We start from the raw sequence: 21,499 nt of genomic DNA, 5'->3' as shown, positions 1-21,499 counted from the left end.
TTGCATTATTTATGCTGCCGTCCCATACCTTACTTAGCAGCTGCGTCATTATAATCCGATTCAAAATAAAGCGATCGAAGCGATGAAGGAAAAACGCTCCTTGTAATTTACGCTTAATAAAAAAACCGTTAACGTACCACATTATATTATATGAACCCTTGCTCCTTCAAACTTGCATATTTCCCGTCCCCGATCACGATGTGATCGAGCACGTCAATTCCTACAATTTCACCAGCTTTGACAAGACGACGTGTCAGCTGTATATCCTCCGGACTCGGGGCAGGATCACCGCTCGGATGATTGTGCGCACACACGATGGAGGCGCTGCTGCATTTCATGGCAGCCCGGAACACTTCCCTCGGATGAACGATGGAAGCGTTGAGGCTGCCCATAGATAACGTCTCTTGGGAAATCACGTGGTTCTTGGTATTCAGGAAAAGGCAGACAAAATGCTCCTTCTGCAGATACCTAAGCTGTTCCATAAGCAAATCAGCCGCATCTCTCGGACTGCGAATGACGGGTCTCTCCGCGAATCTGGTCTGCATAACCCGTTGTCCCAGCTCGATCCCTGCCTTCAGCTGAATGGCTTTGGCGGGTCCAATGCCTTTGAGCTGACACAGCTCATCAACACTCATATCCACCAGATTCCGAAGACTCCCTGCTTCGTTCAGAATACGCTGAGCGATATGAATGGCCGATTCCTGCTTCGTTCCTGTTCTAAGCAGAATCGCCAGAAGCTCCGTATGACTTAGTGCACCCGCCCCTACTTCTAGCATGCGTTCTCTCGGGCGCTGTTCTTGGGGGATGTCGCGCAGCATATACTGTGGCGAACTCATTTTCTCCCTCTTTTCACATAAAAAACGAACCCGTTCTCTTGTTACTATGACTTCCTATTCGTCAATGGACAGCACGTTCAAGCCCAGCTCTGACAGTTGTTCACTAAGCAAGGAAAGCGGCAAACCCACGACGTTAAAATAGCATCCTTCAATGGAATCAACAAATGTAGCGCCCAAACCCTGAATGGCGTATGCGCCTGCCTTGTCAGAAGGCTCGCCTGTCCGTATATAAGCATGAATGGCATCTGGACTAAGCTGCTTCATCTTGACCTTCGTACGGCGATGCTGCGTAATTACACGTCCATCCTCACCCGAAATACTAGTAACACCCGTATATACTTCATGAGTGCGACCTTGAAGGGAACTAAGCATCCGGTAAGCATCCTGCTCATCCTTTGGTTTGCCAAGCACTTCTCCGTCGAGTACGACAATTGTATCACTGCCTACTACGATGGTTCCTGCCAGTTCGGAATCATAAGAATCATAGACAGTTTTTGCTTTGCGGTAGGCAAGTTCTTCTACAATTTGCTGAGGTGTGTAGTCTTCTGGTGTATCTTCCGGGGTGTGGCTAGGGCGAACTTCAAACGGAAGGCAAAGCGTCGCTATGAGTTCCCTGCGTCTTGGAGACGTGGAGGCAAGTATAATCCGCTGCTTTTTCAAGAGATGAACTCCTTCGTGAGAATGATAATGCTATTCGCATGTGTTACATATCTTTTTTGGTCTGTTTTTTACTCCTGCTCAAGCTTCTGTTCTGCATCAGTTCTGTGATATTAAAAAGCTATAGTTTTCGGTAAAGCCAAATCGCAAATACAACCCCTAACAGACTGAGCAGGCTGATCTTTAATTGAATGTTAAGACGATAGCTAATGATGTCGAAATTTGCCTTTGGCGACCAGCTGATCGTCGTTGCATTCGTTAAAAAAGAAAGAGCCTCAAACTGCTCTAATCCTTTGGATATGGATGCTCCAATTAACCAACCGAGGAGCAGAAACAAGATGAATATTCCGAAGTTTTTTTTCATTCTACTCTTCCCTCGCCATATTTTGACACCTTCATTATTATACGGGAACCTAGACATAAGTACAAACAGAAATCCGGCATGGGGAACTATTTCCAGTCCCGTGCCGGATCAGCGCGCATACTATGCTTGTTTGATGATTTCAAGCAGTTGTTTTTCGAGCAGTATATAATTCATGACCTGTGATTGTACTTTCCAAATATGTTCTTTGGAGGGATTTTTATTATATTCTGCAACTGCAGTGACTGCCGTATTCATAGCGGCTTCCATTTGCAGCTCGACAGACTCACTCTCCGCCGGTAAACCGCTTCTGATCTTAGCTACCGTGCCTGTTCAGCGCTGATGCGCGTCCGTGACAGCGTTCATATCCGCTTCTGACAGTGCCTTCTGCTCCTGCTGACCCAGCTGCCTGATTGATACAGAGGTCAATATTTCTGTAATCGCCCGGCTGGAATTAAAAAAATCCGTCACCGTGCTCTGATCACCTGAAAACTGAAGGCCTGTTATCTCAGGAAGGTGAATCTCACGTACGTACAGCTCTACCCCTTCCGTTCTTAGCTGGTTACTGATCAGCTTGGCATTCTCACGATCAGCGGAAACTCCCGCATACACACGGAGCTCATCCAAAGGATCGCTCCCAGCAGCTATACCCGCTGATGTCAACTCAGCTTTGGCTTGCTCAGCACCTTCTGGACTGCTGAACACACCATATTGCAGCATATAATAGGTCACAGCTGGAATGGTTGCTGCAGATGATGCACCTTCAGGAACATTTGCCCCTCCCTCTGTAACTGTTTCTTGAGTGACACCTGATGATGCAGGCACCGATACAGGCGAAACGGTATTTGAGGTGTTCTCTGAATTCACCATGGACATGGCAACAAACCCAAACATGACACCTGTAACGACTGCAGCGATAATGGATCCCGTCATTTTCCACACATTTCGAGGTCCCCGGTACATGGTGTAATTTTCACTTGCCTGACCCAAATAGAATGGATCCTGATCCTCAAGTTCCTCGTATGAATCTGGGTGCTGCTTGTCTTTCTCCTGGGGCTCTTTGTAGTGCTCATGACCTGCAACAATAGGCACAGAAGAATAAGATCCAAAAGGCTCTTCCCAATCTTCGTATATTCTCTGATCCGCGTAAACATTATTTCCACTGAAGCTGTCTCGATCAGAACGTCCTTCTTCCCGTTCGTCAAGAGGAAGGCTTGTCATGGTTTGCAGCGGGATGGTGGTTTGCGGCATTTCAGCAGGGACAGGGTCTGTTATATCATGCTTCGCAGTTGTTCTCTCCTTGCTGTGCTTCCATTCATCGCCAGGCATCACTATGTCTGATTCGAGCTTGGCAGCAGGCTTGTCCTCATTGAAACGAAATGTCATTCTAGCTTTGTTCACGGCTAACCACCCTCCTCTTGTCCTTTCTAACAGCTATATGTGCCTAATAGAGGAGTTATGCAAAAAAAAGCACCGTTTCTTTAATAAAGAAACGGTGCGGTATGACTCAAACGGTAAAGATCCTACTTGATTCCCTTCGCAAGCACATAACCTGCTTTCCAAATATCGCCGGCTCCCATTGTTAGGACGAGATCCCCGGGCTGCAAACGATGCTCGAGCTGCTTCACAACATCCTCTTTGGAAGGAATATATATGGCATTTGGATTACTGTTGAGCTTGATCAGATCTACCAGCTTGGAGGAATGTACACCCTCAATCTGTTTCTCTCCTGCAGGTGAGAAGATATCAGTAATAATGACCTCATCTGCTTCTCCAAATGCACGGCTGAACGCATCCAGCAGGAAGAAGGTACGTGTGTAGCGCTGCGGCTGAAAGACCGCTATGATCCGCTTGCCTGTCGCTTTGGCAGCACTGATCGTCGCCTCAATCTCCGTTGGGTGATGCGCGTAATCATCAATAATGAGTATATCTCGAGCTTCTCCGAGCACTTGAAATCTCCGCTTCGCTCCGCTGAACTTCACAATTGCCTTCACAATTGACTCAAACGGAATGCCTGCCTCGAGACAAGAAATCACAGTCGCCATGGCATTGCTCACATTATGTCTGCCGGGTACGGACAACTCAACGGTTCCAAGAGGCGCACCTCGATGATTCATCGTAAATGAAATATGGCGATCTCCGAGCTCAATATCTGTTGCCGTATAATCAGCTTCTGCATCGATTGCATAAGTGATAATGTTGGATTTGAGCTGCGGCATGATGCTCTGAATGTTCTCATCATCCGCACAGACAATCGCACAGCCTTCCGGCTTAACCTGATTCAAGAATTTGATATAAGCATTCTTCAGCTCATTAAAATCATTGTTGTAGTTCTCCATATGATCGGCTTCAAGATTCGTTACAATACCCAGCCAAGGATGATACTGCAGGAAGGAGCCGTCGCTCTCATCCGCCTCTGCTACAACATGCTCACCCTTGCCCGCCTTGGCATTTGTACCCAGGTTCATAATTTCTCCGCCGATAATATAGGTGGGATCTACACCGCACTCCTCCATGACGAGTGCAATCATCGAAGAAGTGGTTGTCTTACCGTGCGCTCCGGCAACCGCTACTCCCTTACGTTCATTCAGCAGCCTTGCAAGCATTTGAGCACGATGAAGAATAGGGATGTTCAGCTGCTCGGCTTCAACGCGTTCCACATTGTCCTTGGAAGCCGCTGTTGAATAGACAACCAAGTCCGCACCATGGACTTGTTCCGGCGTATGCCCGATATATATTTTTGCTCCCTTAGCGGCAAGCTTCTCCGTGAGCTCCTGGGATACGACATCCGATCCCGTGACGGTATATCCCATTTCCAGCATAACTCTTGCAATGGCGCTCATCCCATAGCCGCCGATACCGATAAAATGTACATGTTCCGAAGTGTTTAACAAATTTTCACCAACCTTTTTCAGAATCGGTTTGATGCAGAAGGGCGGCCCTTACATCGGCAATCAAATATAATGTGCCGGACACAACCCCCAGATCTTCCGCTTCCGTCCGTAACTTAAGTAAGCTCAATGCTTGTTTCCATGAAGGTTCTACGATGATGTCAAGGTTTGGTTTGGCATAGGATGGACGAAGCTCTTCTACCATATTTTTTAACTGGGCCGCGTCCATTTTACGTCGGAAATCTGGCTCAGTCAGGATAAGCGTATCCACTAGTGGCAGTATATGCTCAAAATACAATTTGTGATGCTTATTCTCCAGCATGCCCATCATTAAAATTAGTTTCCGCTCTGGATACAGATCCTTGATGCTCTGTGCCAGCATCTCAGCCCCCTCAGGGTTATGCGCTCCGTCCAGAATGAGAAGCGGTTCGTCGGACACCTTCTCGAAACGGCCTGCCCAAGAGGCAAGTCGGAAACCTTTTTGCAAATCTTCCTCTTCCATATAGAACGCCATGTATTGGCGCAGCACTTCAAGTGTCATTAAAGCCCCAGCGGCATTGGCACATTGATGCTTGCCCTGCAATGTAAGCTCCACATCAAGTTCACGAAACGGTCCATTAAAATGCAATTTCTGTCCATCCTTATTAACCCGAACCTGTTCATAGGTAAACTGGTCACCAGCAAGATATAAGGTGGATTTCTGTTTCTCTGCGACCTCACGAATGACTTGAATCGCTTCCGGCTGCTCTACTAGACTGACGACAGGAACGCCGGGTTTAATAATTCCTGCCTTTTCAGTTGCGATTTGGCTGATCGTATCTCCAAGAATATCGGTATGGTCCATCCCAATATTGGTGATCACGGAAATAATGGGAGTTACGACATTTGTTACATCAAGCCTTCCCCCGAGTCCTGTCTCCCATACCACTACATCAGGATAGCACACCTCAGCATAATACAGAATTGCAAGCGCCGTCGCAACCTCAAACATGGTGGGAGACCCTAGCTCTGTCTCCGCGACTTCCTCTACTAACGGATGAAGGCGTCTTGCAAGCATCAGTAAAGTTTCTTCAGGGATGTCCTCCCCGTTGTACTGAAACCGATTCGTAAACTTGGTAATGTACGGTGAAGTGAATGTACCTACATCATAACCGGACTGTCTTAAGGCTGACGTCAAAAAGGCACAGGTAGAACCTTTTCCGTTCGTTCCTGCGACATGGATAAACTTCAGATGCTGATGCGGATTACCCAGCTTAGACAAGAGCAATTCAATGCGGGAGAGTCCCGGTCTGATTCCAAACGGAATTAGATTGTTGATCCAAGCTACCGCGTCATGATACGTATTCAGCGGAGCAGCCGTGCTATTACCAGTGGTTCGATCCATATGCTTCACCTTCTAAGTATAAAGTAAGTAAGAGACAGGCATCCCTCACAGTAGTAAGGAACACCTGCCGTCTTATATTAATTTTGAAGTTCGTCAATTCGTGCAATGACTTTTGTCCGCTTATCAGAATAATCCGCAAGCTTTGCACGCTCTTCTTCGATTACTTTCTCAGGCGCTTTGGATACAAAGCCCTCGTTGCCCAGTTTCTTCTCGATCCGCAATACTTCCTTATCCAGTGTTTCCTTCTCTTTCGTGAGACGCGCGATCTCCTGATCAATGTCAATCAAACCTGCAAGAGGGAAATACAGCTCGGCACCAGAGATCACAGCAGTCATCGCCTTTTCTGGTGTAGAAAGTTCTGTTCCAGTAGATAGTTCTGAAGTATTACAGAAACGACGAACATAAATCAAGTTATTTTCAATAATATTCAGGCTGTCCTGACCACTTGCATTTATGTGCAGTTCAACTTTTTTGCTCATCGGTACATTCACTTCAGCACGGATATTACGTACTGCGCGAATCAGATCCATAAGCGTATTCATCTCAGCGACAGCCTTGTCATTAACAAAGGCCTCATTGAATTCTGGCCAAGCTGCCAAAGTAATGGTCTCACCCTCATGCGGAAGGTGCTGCCAGATCTCCTCGGAGATAAACGGCATAAACGGATGGATCAGGCGCATGGTTTGGTCAAGGACATAGGCAAGAACGGATTGTGTTTTGCGTTTTGCATCCGCATCCTCCCCGTATAATGAGAGCTTGGAGAACTCAATATACCAGTCACAGAGATCGTCCCATATGAAATTATACAATGTACGGCCCGTTTCTCCGAATTCGTAGGCATCCATCAGACGAGTTACGTCCTTCGCTGTTTCGTTCAGACGATGCAGAATCCAGCGGTCCGCTGTAGTCAGTTCACCTGAAATATCTATGTCTTCCGCCTTGAAGCCTTCCAGGTTCATCAGCGCAAAGCGGGAGGCATTCCAAATCTTGTTCGCAAAGTTGCGGGCCTGCTCAACACGTTCCCAACGGAAGCGCAGATCCTGACCTGGAGTAATCCCTGTGGAGAGCATGTAGCGCATCGCGTCTGTTCCGTATTTTTCAATAACCTCAAGCGGATCTACTCCGTTGCCCAGCGACTTGGACATCTTACGTCCTTCCGAATCACGCACGAGTCCATGCATCAGAACATCCTTGAACGGAATTTCATCCGTAAACTCAAGTGCCGTAAAGATCATACGTGCTACCCAGAAATAAATGATATCATATCCCGTTACAAGTACAGAGGTTGGATAGTAACGCTTCAGGTCCTCTGTCTCTTCCGGCCAGCCAAGTGTGGAGAACGGCCATAGTGCTGAACTGAACCAAGTATCCAAGACGTCTTCGTCCTGACGAAGCTCTTGCGATCCGCACTTCGGACAAGCCGTCATATCCTCACGGCTGACATGAATTTCACCACAAGCATCACAGTACCACGCAGGTATGCGGTGACCCCACCACAGCTGACGTGAAATACACCAATCGCGAACATTCTCAATCCATTGCAAATAGGTTCTTTCGAAGCGGTCAGGAACAAAATTAACTCCTTTACCGCTCTTCTGTGCTTCAATGGCACGTTCTGCGAGCGGCTGCATAGCTACAAACCACTGCGTGGACAAGTAAGGCTCTACAACCGCACCGGAACGTTCACTATGGCCCACTTGATGTGTATGGTCTTCAATATTAATCAGGACACCGGATTCTTTGAGATCAAGAACGATCTGCTTGCGGCAGTCACTGCGGTCCAGTCCTTTATATTTGCCGGCTTCTTCATTCATTTTACCGGACTCATCCATAACCGTAATTTGCGGCAGATCATGACGCAGGCCCACCTCAAAATCGTTCGGATCATGGGCTGGAGTAATTTTCACAGCACCACTGCCAAACGTTTTGTCCACGTACTCATCCGCGATCACCGGTATTTCACGACCAATAATCGGAAGCACGAGGGTCTTGCCAATCATGTCCTTATAACGCTCATCTTCAGGATGTACAGCAACAGCGGTATCTCCAAGCATCGTTTCCGGACGTGTTGTGGCCACCGTGATCGAGCCGCTTCCGTCTTTCAGCTCATATTTCAAATGGTACAAATGTCCCTGTATCTCTTTGTATTCAACCTCAATGTCTGACAAGGCCGTGCGTGCTGCAGGATCCCAGTTAATAATGCGTTTACCGCGGTAAATGAGCCCTTTCTCGTACAGCTTAACAAAAACTTCACGAACGGCCTTGGACAGACCTTCATCCAGCGTAAACCGCTCACGGGAGTAATCCAGCGAAAGCCCCATCTTCGCCCATTGGGAACGAATCGTGTTCGCATATTCTTCCTTCCAGTCCCATACCTTCTCAAGGAATTTCTCACGGCCCAGATCATAGCGGGACACGCCGCCTTCTCTAAGCTTCTGTTCGACCTTTGTTTGTGTCGCAATTCCTGCATGGTCAGAGCCGGGAAGCCAGAGCGCATCGTAGCCCTGCATTCTTTTGGCCCGGATAATGATATCCTGCAGCGTAAAGTCCAGTGCATGCCCTATATGAAGAATACCCGTAACGTTAGGCGGAGGGATCACGATCGTAAAAGGCTTCGCATCCTTGCGCTGACCTGCCTTGAAAAATTCATTATTCATCCAATATGGATACCATTTCTGTTCCGCTGCCCGCGGATCGTAAGTTGTCGACATTTCCGTCTGGTTCGGATTTGCTGTCGGTTCTGACATCATACATTCCTCCAATTAATCTTCGTTTAACACATTCTTGAAAATACAAAAAGACCCTTCATCCTCAAAGGACGAAAGGCCATTCTTTCGCGGTACCACCTTTGTTTCATAACCGAGCAGGTCCGAATTCACTTGTAAAAAGCGAAATCATTAATCTCGATATGACACTTCATTAGGCAGATAACGGCTGCTACCGGCCGCATTCTAGCTTCCTCATCATACCAAGAAAGTTCAAAAGGGCAACTCACGGGCGACTTCGGTACAGCTCACGATCCTGCGGAATTTCACACCATATCAATTCCACTCTCTGAAGGGCTCACTGCCTACTATTCCCGATCCAAGTCGTTAGATTAATTACTGTTGTTATTCATTGTATTCCCAATCCTACAGTCATCATACATTTCTTTTGTGCCATTCGTCAACCGGGCTTTTGACCTTACATGACAAAAAAGAAGAGTCCCCGATTCAAACCGGGAACTCTCCTGTATGCAGCTCTACTACGGAATGTAGAGTACCTGACCTTCCTCTACCGATTGCTCGGACAGACGATTATATAGCTGCAGCTCACGCGTGCTGAGCTGATACCGATCAGCAATGGTTTCTAGCGTTTCTTCACGCTGCACGATACAGAGTCTAACCTTCTTGAATGGCGTCTGCTCTGCACCGCTTCCGAGAAACAGACTCTTCCATTGAATCTCCTCTGCCGGTTCTTCATCACGCTGTTCAATCGGAAGCTCCTCTTCCAGCTGCAGGACTTCTTCTGCCGTCCTGTTCTTTTGTAAGAGTGAAGTAATTCCATAGGAGCCTTGTGCCGAAGCTTCGACCGATTTTTTGGTTCCAAAGGCAACCTTCAGTTCAGGCTTCTCTTGGGAAGGATCCGGCTGCGGCACATCCGCTTCGAGCAAGACCTCCTGAGCTTCGGGCTCTCGCGGACTAGAGTCTGTCTCAAGTTCGACCTCCGAATCACCAAGGCTGGATGACTCTTCAATCACTGCGGAAGCTGAATCCGCATCTGCACTTGCAGCAGGAGCTCCCGAGTCACGCTCTGAGCCCGAAACTACAGCAGGCTCGAAGCTCCACACCTCTGGGGCTGAGTATGCTTCCGGCTCTTGATTAACGGACGTGAGCGCACCGAATTGATTCAATGGATCATCTTGTCCCCGATCCGCCTCTTCTGCATCCTGTTCGTAGTACTGTTCCTCTATGCTGTCGATTGTATTTGCGCTGTACGGAACCTGTGGCTGAGCTTCTTCCCGATTCACGGAATCACCGACCGACTCCGCTTCATACGGAAGAGACCATGCAGCACTGCTCTCTTCTGCCGGCTCGGATACTGACGCCTCATATGGCGTATGCAAAAAAGGCCTTGAAGGTGAATACGCCGGGGCTACCGAATCATAATGAAGCTCCTCTGGAGATTCCGATTCCGACAATAACGCTTCTTTTTGTTCTGCATCCGTTAGGAATGGATCACGGTTATACGGATTGTACCCCGAATATAGCGGGTTGGTCGTCGTCTCTTCTTCACCTGAATTAGAATGAACAACGGTAAACTCCTCCGGATTCCAGTCAGAGGTTTCTTCTGCCGGCCCAATTCCCTCAATACCGCGCAAAGAGAGCACGCCCGTAATGTTCAGACTGCGTGTCGACAGCAAATCCACGTCAAAATTCTCAATCTCCACTGCAATATCTTCAATGGATGCGACACGGCTGAGCGGAATCGTAATCTCAACAGGAATCTGATGCGACAGCTCCTCCTGCTGATTATTCTCTCCTTGATAAATACCGGACAACAGCAAGTGTCCACGTAGCGCAGCATGCTCCTGCTCCGAGATAACCTGTATGCGAGGATACAATTCGATCTCATCCAGCTCACTAATGGCAGGCACATCTTCAGGCAGATGAACACGCTCGTAAATATCAAACCGAAGTCCATACGGCGGGTTTAACATAGCGCTAGTCCTCCTTTCACAGCATATATTCACCATGAGATTTTCATAGCTTTACGTCATGTTACACAAGTAAACTCAAGATGCTTCTCGTGAACATGTATATGCACTGGTCAAAAGACTCATACCATTATCCGAGGATTCATATTATATTTACAATTTTAACGAGTCATATAAATCCATCATATCCTGAGGCCAAGGGGCTGTAACCGTAAGTAACTCTCCCGTAAAAGGATGCCTGAAGCTGAGCTCTTCTCCATGCAGTGCCTGTCTGCGAATTCCTTCTCTCATACCGCCATACAGTGTATCGCCAAACAAGGGGTGTTCCAAATGACTTAGGTGCACCCGAATTTGATGTGTTCTCCCTGTCTCCAGACGAAGCCGGATCACGGTTGCTTCTCTTAGTCTTTCGGATGTCTCCATATGTGTTACTGCATGCTGCCCCGTAGGGGAGACTCTTCTTCTCTGTTTATGATGTCTGTCCTTGCCAATCGGCAAGTCGATCTTCTCTTTATTCTGTGCTACGACCCCGTGAACGATTGCAACATATTTGCGCTCGATCTGCTTAAGCTGCATCATGGCATTCAGCTTCAGTTCTGCGTAGCGGTTCTTCGCATACAGCACTGGACCTGATGTGTCCACATCCAGTCGATGGATATGCTTCACTGCGACCTCGAGTCCACTTGCCTGGTAATATCCAGCCACTGCATGATCAAGCGTGACGATTCCGTCCTGACGCTCACTTCCGTCTGGATGAATAGGCATCCCTACCGGCTTGTTTACAACAAGGCAAAAATCATCCTCATAGAGTACATCAAGCTCTACATATCGTGGTACAAATCCATACGGTGCAGAAGGAAAAAGGGCCAGCCGAAGCCGGTCCCCTGCAAGTTGAATACCGTTATTAGCTTTCAGCTCGTTCAAGAGCTTCTCGGGCATACCCAGCTCATCAAGCAGCCATTTCTCAGCTGCCATACTCCGATCATCCTGGGAGAGCACCTTTTTGCCTGGCATCAGCTCAGCCCAATCTCCTCTTTTCTTATACTTCATCATAAAGCCTTCAGCGCATTATAGTTCGCTTCAATCGTATCATCGATATCCTGGATACTATGCACCCCGGAGATGAACATCCCCTCGAATTGAGAAGGGGCTACGCTGATTCCTTCCTGAAGCATATGGCCAAAGTAAGCACGGAAATGATCCAGATTGCTCGACTTGGCAACATCATAATTCGTCACTGCTTGATCGGTAAAGAATGGACATACCATCGATCCGACTCTGTTGATGGTTACAGGAACACCCAGCTCCTTCGCATTCTTCTCAAAGCCAGCGGCTAGCCTTGCACCCAGTTCTTCAAGACGAGTGTATACTTCTTCGTTAAGGAGCTTAAGTGTCGTATAGCCTGCTGCCATCGCCAGCGGATTACCGCTGAGTGTACCCGCTTGATAGATTGGACCGACCGGAGCCACCTGCTCCATCAGGTCTCTTCTTCCGCCATAGGCGCCAACAGGCAAGCCGCCGCCAATGACCTTGCCAAGGCAAGTCAAATCCGGGATGACACCGAACCGCCCTTGAGCGCTGTGAAGCCCTACACGGAAGCCGGTCATGACCTCGTCAAAAATAAGCAGGCTGCCGTATTCTACGGTAATCCGGCGCAGCCCTTCAAGGAATCCTGCCGCTGGCGGCACAACCCCCATGTTGCCTGCTACAGGCTCAACGATGATCGCAGCAATCTGTTCCCCGAATTTATCAAATGCCAATCGAACCGATTCCAGATCATTATAAGGAACGGTAATCGTATTGGCAGCTACTCCTTCTGGAACACCAGGGCTATCCGGAAGTCCAAGAGTTGCTACTCCGGAACCTGCCTTGATCAGCAGGCTGTCCGCGTGTCCATGATAGGAGCCTTCAAATTTCAAAATTTTGCTTCTGCCTGTTGCTCCTCGAGCAAGTCTGATCGCGCTCATCGTAGCTTCCGTGCCAGAGTTCACCATACGAACAACATCGATGGAAGGTACGCGCTCGCATACCAGCTTGGCCATTTCCGTTTCAATAAGAGTCGGCGCGCCGAAGCTTGTCCCTTTTACAGCTGTCTCCTGAATCGCGGATATCACTTCCGGATGGGCATGTCCCATAATAAGAGGACCCCAGGAAGCCACATAATCAATAAAAGAATTACCATCAATATCATAGATTCTAGAACCTGTGCCATGGTCTGCGTATACTGGAGTCAGCCCTACAGATTTAAATGCACGTACCGGACTATTCACACCGCCAGGCATGTATTGCTTCGCTTCTTCAAAAGCGTTTCGGGAACGTTCCTCCCTGCGCGGCTGTCGATTCTGTTCACTCATTCTCAAAACTCACTCCTCTGTTCATAAATTTTATATGCATAATGTATCTCTTCTAAAAATTAACGAGCTGACAGCCAGCGGGCTGCATCTTTGCCATAATACGTAATAATCATATCTGCTCCAGCACGCTTCATACTGAGCAGGATTTCCATGGCCACCTTCTCTTCATCAATCCAACCATTGATCGCTGCGGCTTTGACCATCGCATATTCACCGCTGACGTTATACGCAACCAGCGGCAGATCAAATTGATCCTTAATCGTGCGCATCACATCCAGGTAAGATAAAGAAGGCTTCACCATCAGCATATCTGCTCCCTCAAGAACATCCGTTTCGGCTTCACGCAGCGCTTCCCTTGCATTAGCCGGATCCATCTGGTAAGCTTTGCGATCACCGTACTGGGGTGCTGAATCTGCTGCCTCACGGAAAGGTCCGTAAAAGCCGGAGGCGTATTTCACCGAGTAAGACATAATTGGAATATGCGTGAATCCTGCTTCATCAAGCCCTGCACGAATCGCACCTACGAAACCGTCCATCATGTTGGATGGTGCAATGATATCAGCTCCAGCTTCTGCCTGGGACACAGCGGTCTTCACCAGCAGCTCAAGCGATTCGTCATTCAGGACATCAACACATACATGACCGTCACGTTCATGCGTATGAATCATTCCGCAATGACCGTGATCCGTAAACTCACACAGGCAGGTATCTGCAATGACGAGCAGATCGGGGTACCAGGATTTGATGAGTCTCGTTGCTTCCTGTACAATTCCATTCTCTGCATAGGCGGAAGAACCTACAGCGTCCTTCGTATCTGGAATACCAAATAGAAGCACAGCCGGAATGCCGAGCTCAGCAATCTCTTGTACTTCCTCTTTTAGCGTATCGAGTGAGAAACGGTACACTCCAGGCATGGACGAAATTTCTTGTTTAACCCCTGTACCGTATGTAACATAGATCGGCTGTATAAAATCACTGACATTCAAATGTGTTTCACGCACCATACTGCGAATACCGGCGGACTGCCGAAGTCTGCGATGTCTTACGATTGGAAATCCCATTCTGAATAACCCCTTTCTCTAGTTCGCCTATATCCTATCTTAAATTTAAATATCATGCACATAGTCGCTAATATGACACAGTGCATCCGCCAAGCTCTCTATTGTCGCCTCTTCTGAAACGATACTGACATGAAGCCCCGCGTTCGCGGCCGTTTCTGCAGTAACAGGTCCGATGCAGGCGACGTGAACATTTTTAAATAAAGAAGCAGGCTGTTCACATCCCATCCGTTCTAACAGTGTCAGAAGGTGCGTTACTGTTGAAGAGCTGGTGAATGTGACAGCATAGACTTTACCCTTCTGCAAGAGTCCTATCAGCTCATCGTCCTGCTCATCAGGTATAACCGTCTCATATACACTGACACTGTGGACTTCAAGTCCTTTCTCCTTCAGTTTGTCGGAGAGCCAAGGGCGAGCCAGATTACCTGTAGGCAGCAGCACCTTCTGTCCAGGAAGCAGATCGGCGTCAAAGGTATCCATCAGCCCTTCCTGTTGGTAAGATCCTTGAACCTGCTCTGCCAGAATTCCTCGGTCTCGAAGTGCCTTTTTCGTTGACGGGCCAATGGCCACAATTCTTGCGCGATAGAGTGAACGTATATCTCTCTCCTGTTCTTCCATTGCTCTAAAGAAATGCTCGACTCCATTCACACTCGTAAATATGACCCAGTCATACTGCTCTAACTGATCTAGTGCTTCTGCAATTTGCTCCCTCTGGTGATCTGCTTGGACAGGAACCGTTTCAATAACAGGCAGCTCGTAAGGCTCCCCACCTAATTCCTCAATCCGTGTGACGAGCTCACTTGCCTGACTTCTTGCTCTTGTCACCAGTATTCTTTTGCCAAAGAGAGGCATGAATTCTGCCCATTGCAGCCGTTCACGCTGCTTGACGACATCACCAACGACAATGACGCCGGGTGGACGAAATCCGTGCTCCTGCACCTTGTGCTCGATATCCTCAAGTGTACCTACAAGGGTGTCCTGCTCAGCCCAAGTCCCCCAGCGAATCAGTGCCACAGGCGTATCCTTCGGTCTGCCATGATCAATCAGCTGCTGACTGATATAGCCGATGTTAGCGACCCCCATCATAAACACCAGGGTTCCTGTGGCATTCGTTACCTTATCCCAATAGATCGCTCTATTCAGCTTATCCGGACTCTCATGTCCAGTAATAATTGAAATGGATGATGCATAATCCCGATGTGTGACAGGGATACCGGCATAGGCCGGCACACTGATTGCAGAGGTGACTCCCGGCACGATCTCATAAGGAATATTATACCTGCGAAGCAGCTCTGCCTCCTCACCGACTCTTCCAAAAATGGTCGGGTCCCCGCCCTTCAAACGAACGACGGTTTTACCTTCAAGAGCGAGATCCACAAGCAGCTGATTAATATCCTCCTGCTTCATTGTGTGACGGTTTGTTTTTTTGCCAACATAGATTTTGGAAGCTCCAGGCTTCATGATTCGAAGCAGTCTGGGACTGGCCAAACGATCATAGACGACCGCATCTGCCTTCTGAATACACTCCCAGCCCTTTACTGTAATAAGCTTCGCATTCCCCGGTCCTGCACCCACGAGATAGACCTTACCTGCCATTTCCTCATCCCCTTACGTCTGCCAGTATCTTCTCTGCGCCTTTACGAATCAAGCGTTCAGCAACTTCCTCTCCAAGACGTTCAGGATCGCTCCCAATCACCGTCTCTTTAAGCACTGTCGATCCATCCGGTGTTCCAACCATACCCGTCAGCTCGATAAGCTGCTTATGTCCATCCTCTCCTTGATGAGTAGCCCATGTTGCATACGCTCCGATAGGTACTTGGCAGCCTCCGTTCAGCACATTCAAAAATTTCCGTTCAGCTGCAACCGGCAGGGCCGTCTCCAAATCATTGTACAAACTGAGCAAATGAAGGAGCTCCTTGTCATCCTTCCTGCATTCAATACCGAGCGCACCCTGGCCTACCGCAGGCAGACAAGTGTCCGGAGACAAATAAGCTGTTATTCGATCTTCCCATCCCATACGAGAAAGTCCCGCCGCAGCGAGAATAATGGCATCAAAGCCTTCCGTCTCAAGCTTGCGGAGTCTGGAGTCAATATTGCCGCGAATCCATTCAATTTGAAAGTCAGGACGGTAAGCTTTGAGCTGAGACGCTCTGCGCAGACTGCTCGTCCCTACTTTTGCACCTTGAGGCAGCTCATCCAGGGAAGATCCGGTTCTGGATATCAGGGCATCCCTTGGATCCTTCCTGCGCGGCACGGCACCGGTAGTCAGTGGTTCGGGAAGTACAGAAGGCATATCCTTCATGCTATGTACAGCCATATCAATCTCGCCGTTCATCATGGCCTGCTCAATTTCTTTTACAAACAGCCCCTTGCCCCCGACTTTGGACAACGTAACATCCAGGATTTGATCGCCCTTCGTTACAATCTTCTTGATCTCAAAATCAAATGGAAGCCCATGCTGCTTACACAGGTTCTTCAAATCATCAATGACATGCCCTGTCTGTGTTAGAGCCAGTGCACTTTGTCTGCTTCCTACTACAATCGTTCGCATTTATTCATTACCCCTCCTGATTGTCTGCAATCCATTCATTCCGTTGTTCATCGGACCATAATTCAAAGCGTCCTTCTCTAATTTCATCTAATATATCTAACTCTAATACTTTCTTCAGCAGATGTCTTCTTTTGTTCGGATCTTCAATACGAGACAGAATGGTTTGACGAATTTGATGCAAAAAATCAAAGTACACACCATATTCATCACCATATTGTTGGTCTAGCTGCTTCGCAATGCGTGCGACCGCTCCCGGACTTGAACCCGAGGCTGACACGGCGATCGACATCCTGCCGCGCCGTACGACACTCGGTGTAATAAAATCACCGCTGCGAGGCTCATCTGCGCTGTTCACCAAAGCACCCGTCTCTTTCGCTTCTTTAACCACCTGTCGGTTGATATCCGTGTGATTTGTAGCTGTATATACAAGAAAAGCCCCTCTCAGGTCTCCCTGACGGTAGGGCCTTTGAATCCAGGAGACTTCACTATGCTGAGCCAGCTGAAGAAGTCTCTCGGTCATCGTGGGACTGATGATCGTAATGTTCGCTCCTGAATTAAGAAGTCCACTTACCTTGCGCTCAGCCACTGGACCACCGCCAATAACAATGACAGTGCGGTCTGAGCAATCCAGCCATATCGGAACATAAGCCTGCTCCATTTACTTCACTCTCCTGTCCAGCGGTGAAATACAGACCAAGCATTACTAATAAAACTAACAATGACAAAGACATAACCGATTAGCGTCCACCGTGCCATAACATGGGGAGCTTGACCATTGTATCGTTTTGAAATGAAGTATCCTAAATAGATGCATAATGCAATGAGTGTTGAGAGAACTTTGGCATCGAGTAATAATGGCCAGCGTTTCTCTGCCATGATCGATAATACAGCAAGCATGACTGAAACGCCGAGCATGGGCGTCCCAATAGAGCTTGCCTTGTTCATGTACAGATAGAGCATTTCAAGACTCGGCATACGCCGCATCGTATCGCCCCATTGCTTCGATTTGAGCCGGAAATGCAGGAAGAGATAGATCGCAGCAAATACGGCGGCGAGTGTCAGTGCAGCAAACCCCAGATTAGCAAGAGCGATATGCATGACAAGAAGTCCATGTACGGTCTGCCAATTAAGCATAGGATTAACGACCGGAGCAAGCCAAAAATCACTGAGCACCAAAGCACTGAATCCGACCACATTCAGCAGGAATACGATATATTCCGATTTCCTGAACGTTGTCATAATCAGAGAAGTAATGACGATGCTAAACGTAAATAAGAATACAAAATCATACATCGAATAGATCGGAATATGTCCCAAATCAACGGTTCGGAGAATCAAGTAAATCAGCTGCATCAGGGACACGACAGCAAGAAGCCCTGTGCCCATCCGCTTCGCACTCGTGTTGCGTCGAATGCAATCCGAGAAATAAAACAGAAGGCTCAGGGCATAAATATAAATCAGCAAAGTGTGAATCGTATCTACTGTAGACACTTATGACACCTGCCTTACAGGCTCACTGGAACATATGCAATCCGTGAAGGTGCTTGCTCCACCTCACGACTAGGCTCCGTGGCCGGCTTCATATTCACTCTTGGGGAAACAGAAGACTCTTCCTTGACTTCAGGCTCTTCCTCAAGACCGAACATGGTAGTGAACATCGATAATGCATCATCCGCATTCTTATCCACTGCCATTTCTTTTATACGGTTAATTGGCTCATGCGTCATCTGATTAAGCATACTCTTCGTCAGTCGGCGTATCACCTTACGTTGACGCTCATCCAGCTCAGGCAGCTTGTTAAACAAGCTCTCGAGCGTTTCTTCATGGACACTGTTGGCCTTCTCCTGCAAAGCTCGAATCACAGGACGAACTCCCAAAGTTTTGAGCCAGTGATTGAATTCTTCGATCTCTTCCTCGATAAAGGAATCGATCTTCGCCGCCTCGATCCGGCGCATCTCCAGATTCGTCTCAACCACACCTTCAAGATCATCGATATCATATAAGAAGACGTTAGCAATATCTGAAATTACAGGATCAATATCCCGAGGCACAGCAATATCGATCATGAACAAAGGACGTGACTTTCTTCGCTTCATGCTGTCTTTAACCATATCAGCCGAGATAACGAAATCCTTCGCTCCTGTTGAGCTGATCAAAATGTCCACTTCATGGAGACGCGTAAATGCCTGCTCCATGGTACATGCCGTTCCGTCAAATTTGGCTGCCAGCTCCTCTGCACGTGAGAAGGTCCGATTCGCCACAATTACCTCTTCCGCACCATTCGCATATAAATGCTGAACAGTGAGCTCACTCATCTTCCCTGCACCAAGAATCATTACTTTCTTGTGATTAAAGGAGCCAAAGATGCGCTTGCCTAGTTCAACCGCAGCATAACTGACAGAAACCGCCGCTTCACCAATCGAGGTCTCGCTATGCGCTCTCTTGCCTAAAGAGATGGCATGCTTGAACAGCGTATTAAACCATGTTCCGGTTGCCTTCTCAGCTTGAGCCGTTAAGAAGGCCTGCTTAACCTGGCCTAAAATTTGGGTCTCTCCGATCACCATGGAGTCCAGTCCACTGGTTACCCGAAATAAATGACGTATCGCCTGTTCATCTTCATATATATAGAGATGTTGAGTAAACTCCTCGCGGGAAATACCAAACCATTGCTCCATGAAGCTGCGTATGAAATACCCGCACATATGGAGACGATCAACCACCACATACATTTCCGTACGGTTGCATGTAGCAACGATGACGCCTTCCAATACACTGTTTGTCTTCTTGAGCTCTCGGAGCGCTGATGGCAGGTCTTTTTCGTCAAATGTAAACCGTTCCCTTACTTCTACAGGCGCTGTGCGATAGTTTAACCCAACTGCGACGATGTGCATTGCAAGTTCACCTGCCTCTACAAAATTCGGTAATTATTGAATCAATTTCAAACGAAATGGATTTAGTCTATAAAAACATCAAATGTGTTATTAACAATTAGCCTCAAGCAGTATTTAGTATAACATATGTACAGTTTCGCCCTAATGCTTTTTATGACATGTTTATGAAATCCTCATCTTCTTAACTTATGGATTCCATTTTGCCTACTTAATTTTACCGCCACTTCATTAATTTATACGTTGCAAACCCATTTGAAACTTGTACTACTCGCAATCGGATATTACCGTTAGGAGAATTTCTAGTTAATTACATAAAATATATAAAAAAACCATGGAAATTCCATGGTTCTTTATTAATTGTATCGTATTATAAATCTGTGTATTATACAAGCTCAATCTGTTGTTTTACAGGCTGTTCGACATCTAATTCGCCATTACCACGCACTAATGTCTTCGAAAAAATCTTCTCCGGGTTCAAAGCCGATACCAGGTACTCAACAGCAAGCTGCGGATCAACCAATTCTCCACAAGTGTAACAATCAATCGCGGCAAAGCCTCTTTCAGGGTGCGTATGAATCGAGAGATGACTCTCAGCCAACATGACTAGCACAGTAACCCCGTGTGGCTCAAACTGTCTGGATTGCACGGACAAGATGGTCGCATCACAAGCTTCTGCGGCTTCTACCATCTGTACTTGCAAGTAATCCTCATTGTTCAACAGATCAAAGTCTACTCCCCAAGTGTCAACAGCAACGTGTCTTCCGAAAGTTGTACTTCCCATCTTTCGGTTCCCCCTTCCTAGGAATAAAATGTTTGAAAAATTTCATCCGCTAGGACCTACGTCATTCACTTCCCGAGGGATAAATCTCTCGCAACATACACAATGTCCTGAGTGAATCCTGGTTCCTATATTCTTTTCAACGAGAATAAAAATAACACCTATTCGTTACAAATGCAACAGTTTTTTCAAGAACAATACAGTATATTTTTTATGATCTGAAGTGGAACAAACACCTTAAAAAAAATAATCCAGTTCAAGGCTTACGAGAACTAAAGAAAAGCCCGCTCAGTGAAGAGCAGGCTTTGGCTTGAATATGTTTAAGCTTCAAGAGTAAATAGTATAAATGCTTCTATCCGTAACTGCTCATCAATATGACGAATTTCCTCCTGGCAAGACACCTTGTTTCTTGCATCGAGCAGTTGGTTGATGCTGTTCTTCACACGTGAAATTTTCTGTTCAACATCACGTGATCGGTATTGCTGTTCAAGCTCCTGCAAGGAATTCTTATATTCGTATACGATTCGAGCTTGGTTTTGTTTGAATTCAATAATCTTGCGAACAGAGCCTTGGGAATAAAAATACATCATAGTAAAACCAGCATACACCCGGTTCTCCATTCCTTCACCCTTGAAAGTAAGAAACAACTTGCGTACGACACTCGTCAGCTGAGGATTCACTAGACGGCAAGACAACTCACAGACATATAATCCATCTTCTCGATCAAATGGGAAACAAACTTCCTCTCCAGCACCATCACGAAGTACAACATCCTGCCCGCCCTTGCCCAGCACTTTCACTCGTTGGTGCTGAAGCTGGCTGTCTTCGGCCATTTTTAAAAACTGCTGCATCTGAGGTTCTGTTAATTTCAAAGTGGCTTTAACATATTCTGTGGCTAACCGCTGAGCCATAAAAATCTCCTCAATTCTTTCCCGACCATTCTGTAGTCAGGCCGATTTAAAACCATAATGTTCATTACTTAGCTTCATTATACACTACCGCGGGCGGAACCCGCCCTTCTGCCATGCAATGAATTTCTGCT

General features: G+C 47.3%; 19 protein-coding genes. All 19 read right to left on the bottom strand.

All coding sequences use genetic code 11. The annotated features are described in order from the left end of the window. Positions 1–146 precede the first annotated feature (146 nt). The 19 genes from radC to BK126_RS24530 all read right to left on the bottom strand — a co-directional run bounded on the left by radC (position 147) and on the right by BK126_RS24530 (position 21,368). Positions 147–836 (bottom strand): RadC family protein, encoded by a 690-nt coding sequence (gene radC / locus BK126_RS24615; RefSeq protein ID WP_076315139.1) that lies wholly within the window; start codon positions 834–836, stop codon positions 147–149. A gap of 54 nt (positions 837–890) precedes the next feature. After that, on the bottom strand, positions 891–1,496 hold the full coding sequence (locus tag BK126_RS24610) for a Maf family protein (protein ID WP_076315138.1): 606 nt from the start codon (positions 1,494–1,496) through the stop codon (positions 891–893). Between the two features lie 118 nt (positions 1,497–1,614). Further along, positions 1,615–1,857, bottom strand: a complete 243-nt coding sequence (locus BK126_RS24605) for a DUF4321 domain-containing protein (protein WP_076315137.1) — start codon at positions 1,855–1,857, stop codon at positions 1,615–1,617. A gap of 120 nt (positions 1,858–1,977) precedes the next feature. Beyond that, entirely contained in the window at positions 1,978–2,112 is a 135-nt protein-coding gene (locus BK126_RS30035) for a hypothetical protein (RefSeq protein WP_256703032.1), read from the bottom strand. A gap of 75 nt (positions 2,113–2,187) precedes the next feature. Then, a complete protein-coding gene (locus tag BK126_RS24600; protein ID WP_076315136.1) occupies positions 2,188–3,255 on the bottom strand; it encodes an SPOR domain-containing protein in 1,068 nt (355 codons plus the stop codon). A 122-nt stretch (positions 3,256–3,377) separates the two neighbouring features. After that, positions 3,378–4,748 carry a UDP-N-acetylmuramate--L-alanine ligase gene (murC, locus tag BK126_RS24595; protein WP_076315135.1) on the bottom strand — a complete coding sequence of 457 codons (1,371 nt, stop codon included), beginning with the start codon at positions 4,746–4,748 and terminating at the stop codon, positions 3,378–3,380. A 4-nt stretch (positions 4,749–4,752) separates the two neighbouring features. Next, a complete protein-coding gene (locus BK126_RS24590) occupies positions 4,753–6,129 on the bottom strand; it encodes a bifunctional folylpolyglutamate synthase/dihydrofolate synthase (RefSeq protein WP_076315134.1) in 1,377 nt (458 codons plus the stop codon). A 77-nt stretch (positions 6,130–6,206) separates the two neighbouring features. After that, positions 6,207–8,876, bottom strand: a complete 2,670-nt coding sequence (locus BK126_RS24585) for a valine--tRNA ligase (protein WP_076315133.1) — start codon at positions 8,874–8,876, stop codon at positions 6,207–6,209. Between the two features lie 497 nt (positions 8,877–9,373). Then, positions 9,374–10,828, bottom strand: a complete 1,455-nt coding sequence (locus BK126_RS24580; RefSeq protein ID WP_076315132.1) for a LysM peptidoglycan-binding domain-containing protein — start codon at positions 10,826–10,828, stop codon at positions 9,374–9,376. Between the two features lie 150 nt (positions 10,829–10,978). Then, complete coding sequence (locus BK126_RS24575; protein ID WP_445321912.1) at positions 10,979–11,878, bottom strand: RluA family pseudouridine synthase; 900 nt, start codon at positions 11,876–11,878, stop codon at positions 10,979–10,981. After that, positions 11,875–13,179 (bottom strand): glutamate-1-semialdehyde 2,1-aminomutase, encoded by a 1,305-nt coding sequence (gene hemL, locus BK126_RS24570; RefSeq protein ID WP_076315130.1) that lies wholly within the window; start codon positions 13,177–13,179, stop codon positions 11,875–11,877. Before hemL ends, BK126_RS24575 begins: the two co-directional genes overlap by 4 nt. Before the next feature lie 59 nt (positions 13,180–13,238). Beyond that, entirely contained in the window at positions 13,239–14,240 is a 1,002-nt protein-coding gene (gene hemB, locus BK126_RS24565; protein ID WP_076315129.1) for a porphobilinogen synthase, read from the bottom strand. Between the two features lie 45 nt (positions 14,241–14,285). Further along, positions 14,286–15,833, bottom strand: a complete 1,548-nt coding sequence (gene cobA, locus BK126_RS24560; protein ID WP_076315128.1) for a uroporphyrinogen-III C-methyltransferase — start codon at positions 15,831–15,833, stop codon at positions 14,286–14,288. A gap of 4 nt (positions 15,834–15,837) precedes the next feature. Continuing rightward, a complete protein-coding gene (gene hemC / locus BK126_RS24555; protein WP_076315127.1) occupies positions 15,838–16,788 on the bottom strand; it encodes a hydroxymethylbilane synthase in 951 nt (316 codons plus the stop codon). A gap of 7 nt (positions 16,789–16,795) precedes the next feature. Continuing rightward, positions 16,796–17,446, bottom strand: coding sequence for a precorrin-2 dehydrogenase/sirohydrochlorin ferrochelatase family protein (locus BK126_RS24550; RefSeq protein ID WP_076315126.1), 651 nt, complete (start codon positions 17,444–17,446; stop codon positions 16,796–16,798). Between the two features lie 5 nt (positions 17,447–17,451). Then, entirely contained in the window at positions 17,452–18,279 is an 828-nt protein-coding gene (gene ccsA, locus BK126_RS24545) for a cytochrome c biogenesis protein CcsA (protein ID WP_076315125.1), read from the bottom strand. 14 nt (positions 18,280–18,293) lie between these two features. Then, positions 18,294–19,679 (bottom strand): glutamyl-tRNA reductase, encoded by a 1,386-nt coding sequence (hemA, locus tag BK126_RS24540; protein WP_076315124.1) that lies wholly within the window; start codon positions 19,677–19,679, stop codon positions 18,294–18,296. Positions 19,680–20,061: 382 nt separating this feature from the next. Continuing rightward, positions 20,062–20,460: an adenosylmethionine decarboxylase gene (gene speD, locus BK126_RS24535; protein ID WP_076315123.1), complete on the bottom strand. Its 399-nt coding sequence runs from the start codon at positions 20,458–20,460 to the stop codon at positions 20,062–20,064. A gap of 317 nt (positions 20,461–20,777) precedes the next feature. Continuing rightward, a complete protein-coding gene (locus BK126_RS24530) occupies positions 20,778–21,368 on the bottom strand; it encodes a non-ribosomal peptide synthetase module (protein ID WP_076315122.1) in 591 nt (196 codons plus the stop codon). Positions 21,369–21,499: the final 131 nt, after the last annotated feature.

Origin of the sequence: Paenibacillus sp. FSL H7-0326 (assembly GCF_001955535.1) — a bacterium.
Classification (GTDB): Bacteria; Bacillota; Bacilli; order Paenibacillales; family Paenibacillaceae; genus Paenibacillus; species Paenibacillus shunpengii.
This window is presented reverse-complemented; position numbering and strand designations above follow the sequence as displayed.

What these genes read in the sequence shown, in the direction of transcription:
- hemL (WP_076315130.1), bottom strand. Translation starts at nt 13,179, where the DNA reads ATGAGTGAACAGAATCGACAGCCGCGCAGGGAGGAACGTTCCCGAAAC.
- hemC (WP_076315127.1), bottom strand. Translation starts at nt 16,788, where the DNA reads ATGCGAACGATTGTAGTAGGAAGCAGACAAAGTGCACTGGCTCTAACA.
- hemA (WP_076315124.1), bottom strand. Translation starts at nt 19,679, where the DNA reads ATGCACATCGTCGCAGTTGGGTTAAACTATCGCACAGCGCCTGTAGAA.
- BK126_RS30035 (WP_256703032.1), bottom strand. Translation starts at nt 2,112, where the DNA reads ATGAATACGGCAGTCACTGCAGTTGCAGAATATAATAAAAATCCCTCC.
- BK126_RS24605 (WP_076315137.1), bottom strand. Translation starts at nt 1,857, where the DNA reads ATGAAAAAAAACTTCGGAATATTCATCTTGTTTCTGCTCCTCGGTTGG.
- BK126_RS24585 (WP_076315133.1), bottom strand. Translation starts at nt 8,876, where the DNA reads ATGTCAGAACCGACAGCAAATCCGAACCAGACGGAAATGTCGACAACT.
- radC (WP_076315139.1), bottom strand. Translation starts at nt 836, where the DNA reads ATGAGTTCGCCACAGTATATGCTGCGCGACATCCCCCAAGAACAGCGC.
- BK126_RS24550 (WP_076315126.1), bottom strand. Translation starts at nt 17,446, where the DNA reads ATGGAGCAGGCTTATGTTCCGATATGGCTGGATTGCTCAGACCGCACT.
- BK126_RS24575 (WP_445321912.1), bottom strand. Translation starts at nt 11,878, where the DNA reads ATGATGAAGTATAAGAAAAGAGGAGATTGGGCTGAGCTGATGCCAGGC.
- BK126_RS24590 (WP_076315134.1), bottom strand. Translation starts at nt 6,129, where the DNA reads ATGGATCGAACCACTGGTAATAGCACGGCTGCTCCGCTGAATACGTAT.
- BK126_RS24580 (WP_076315132.1), bottom strand. Translation starts at nt 10,828, where the DNA reads ATGTTAAACCCGCCGTATGGACTTCGGTTTGATATTTACGAGCGTGTT.
- cobA (WP_076315128.1), bottom strand. Translation starts at nt 15,833, where the DNA reads ATGGCAGGTAAGGTCTATCTCGTGGGTGCAGGACCGGGGAATGCGAAG.
- speD (WP_076315123.1), bottom strand. Translation starts at nt 20,460, where the DNA reads ATGGGAAGTACAACTTTCGGAAGACACGTTGCTGTTGACACTTGGGGA.
- BK126_RS24530 (WP_076315122.1), bottom strand. Translation starts at nt 21,368, where the DNA reads ATGGCTCAGCGGTTAGCCACAGAATATGTTAAAGCCACTTTGAAATTA.
- hemB (WP_076315129.1), bottom strand. Translation starts at nt 14,240, where the DNA reads ATGGGATTTCCAATCGTAAGACATCGCAGACTTCGGCAGTCCGCCGGT.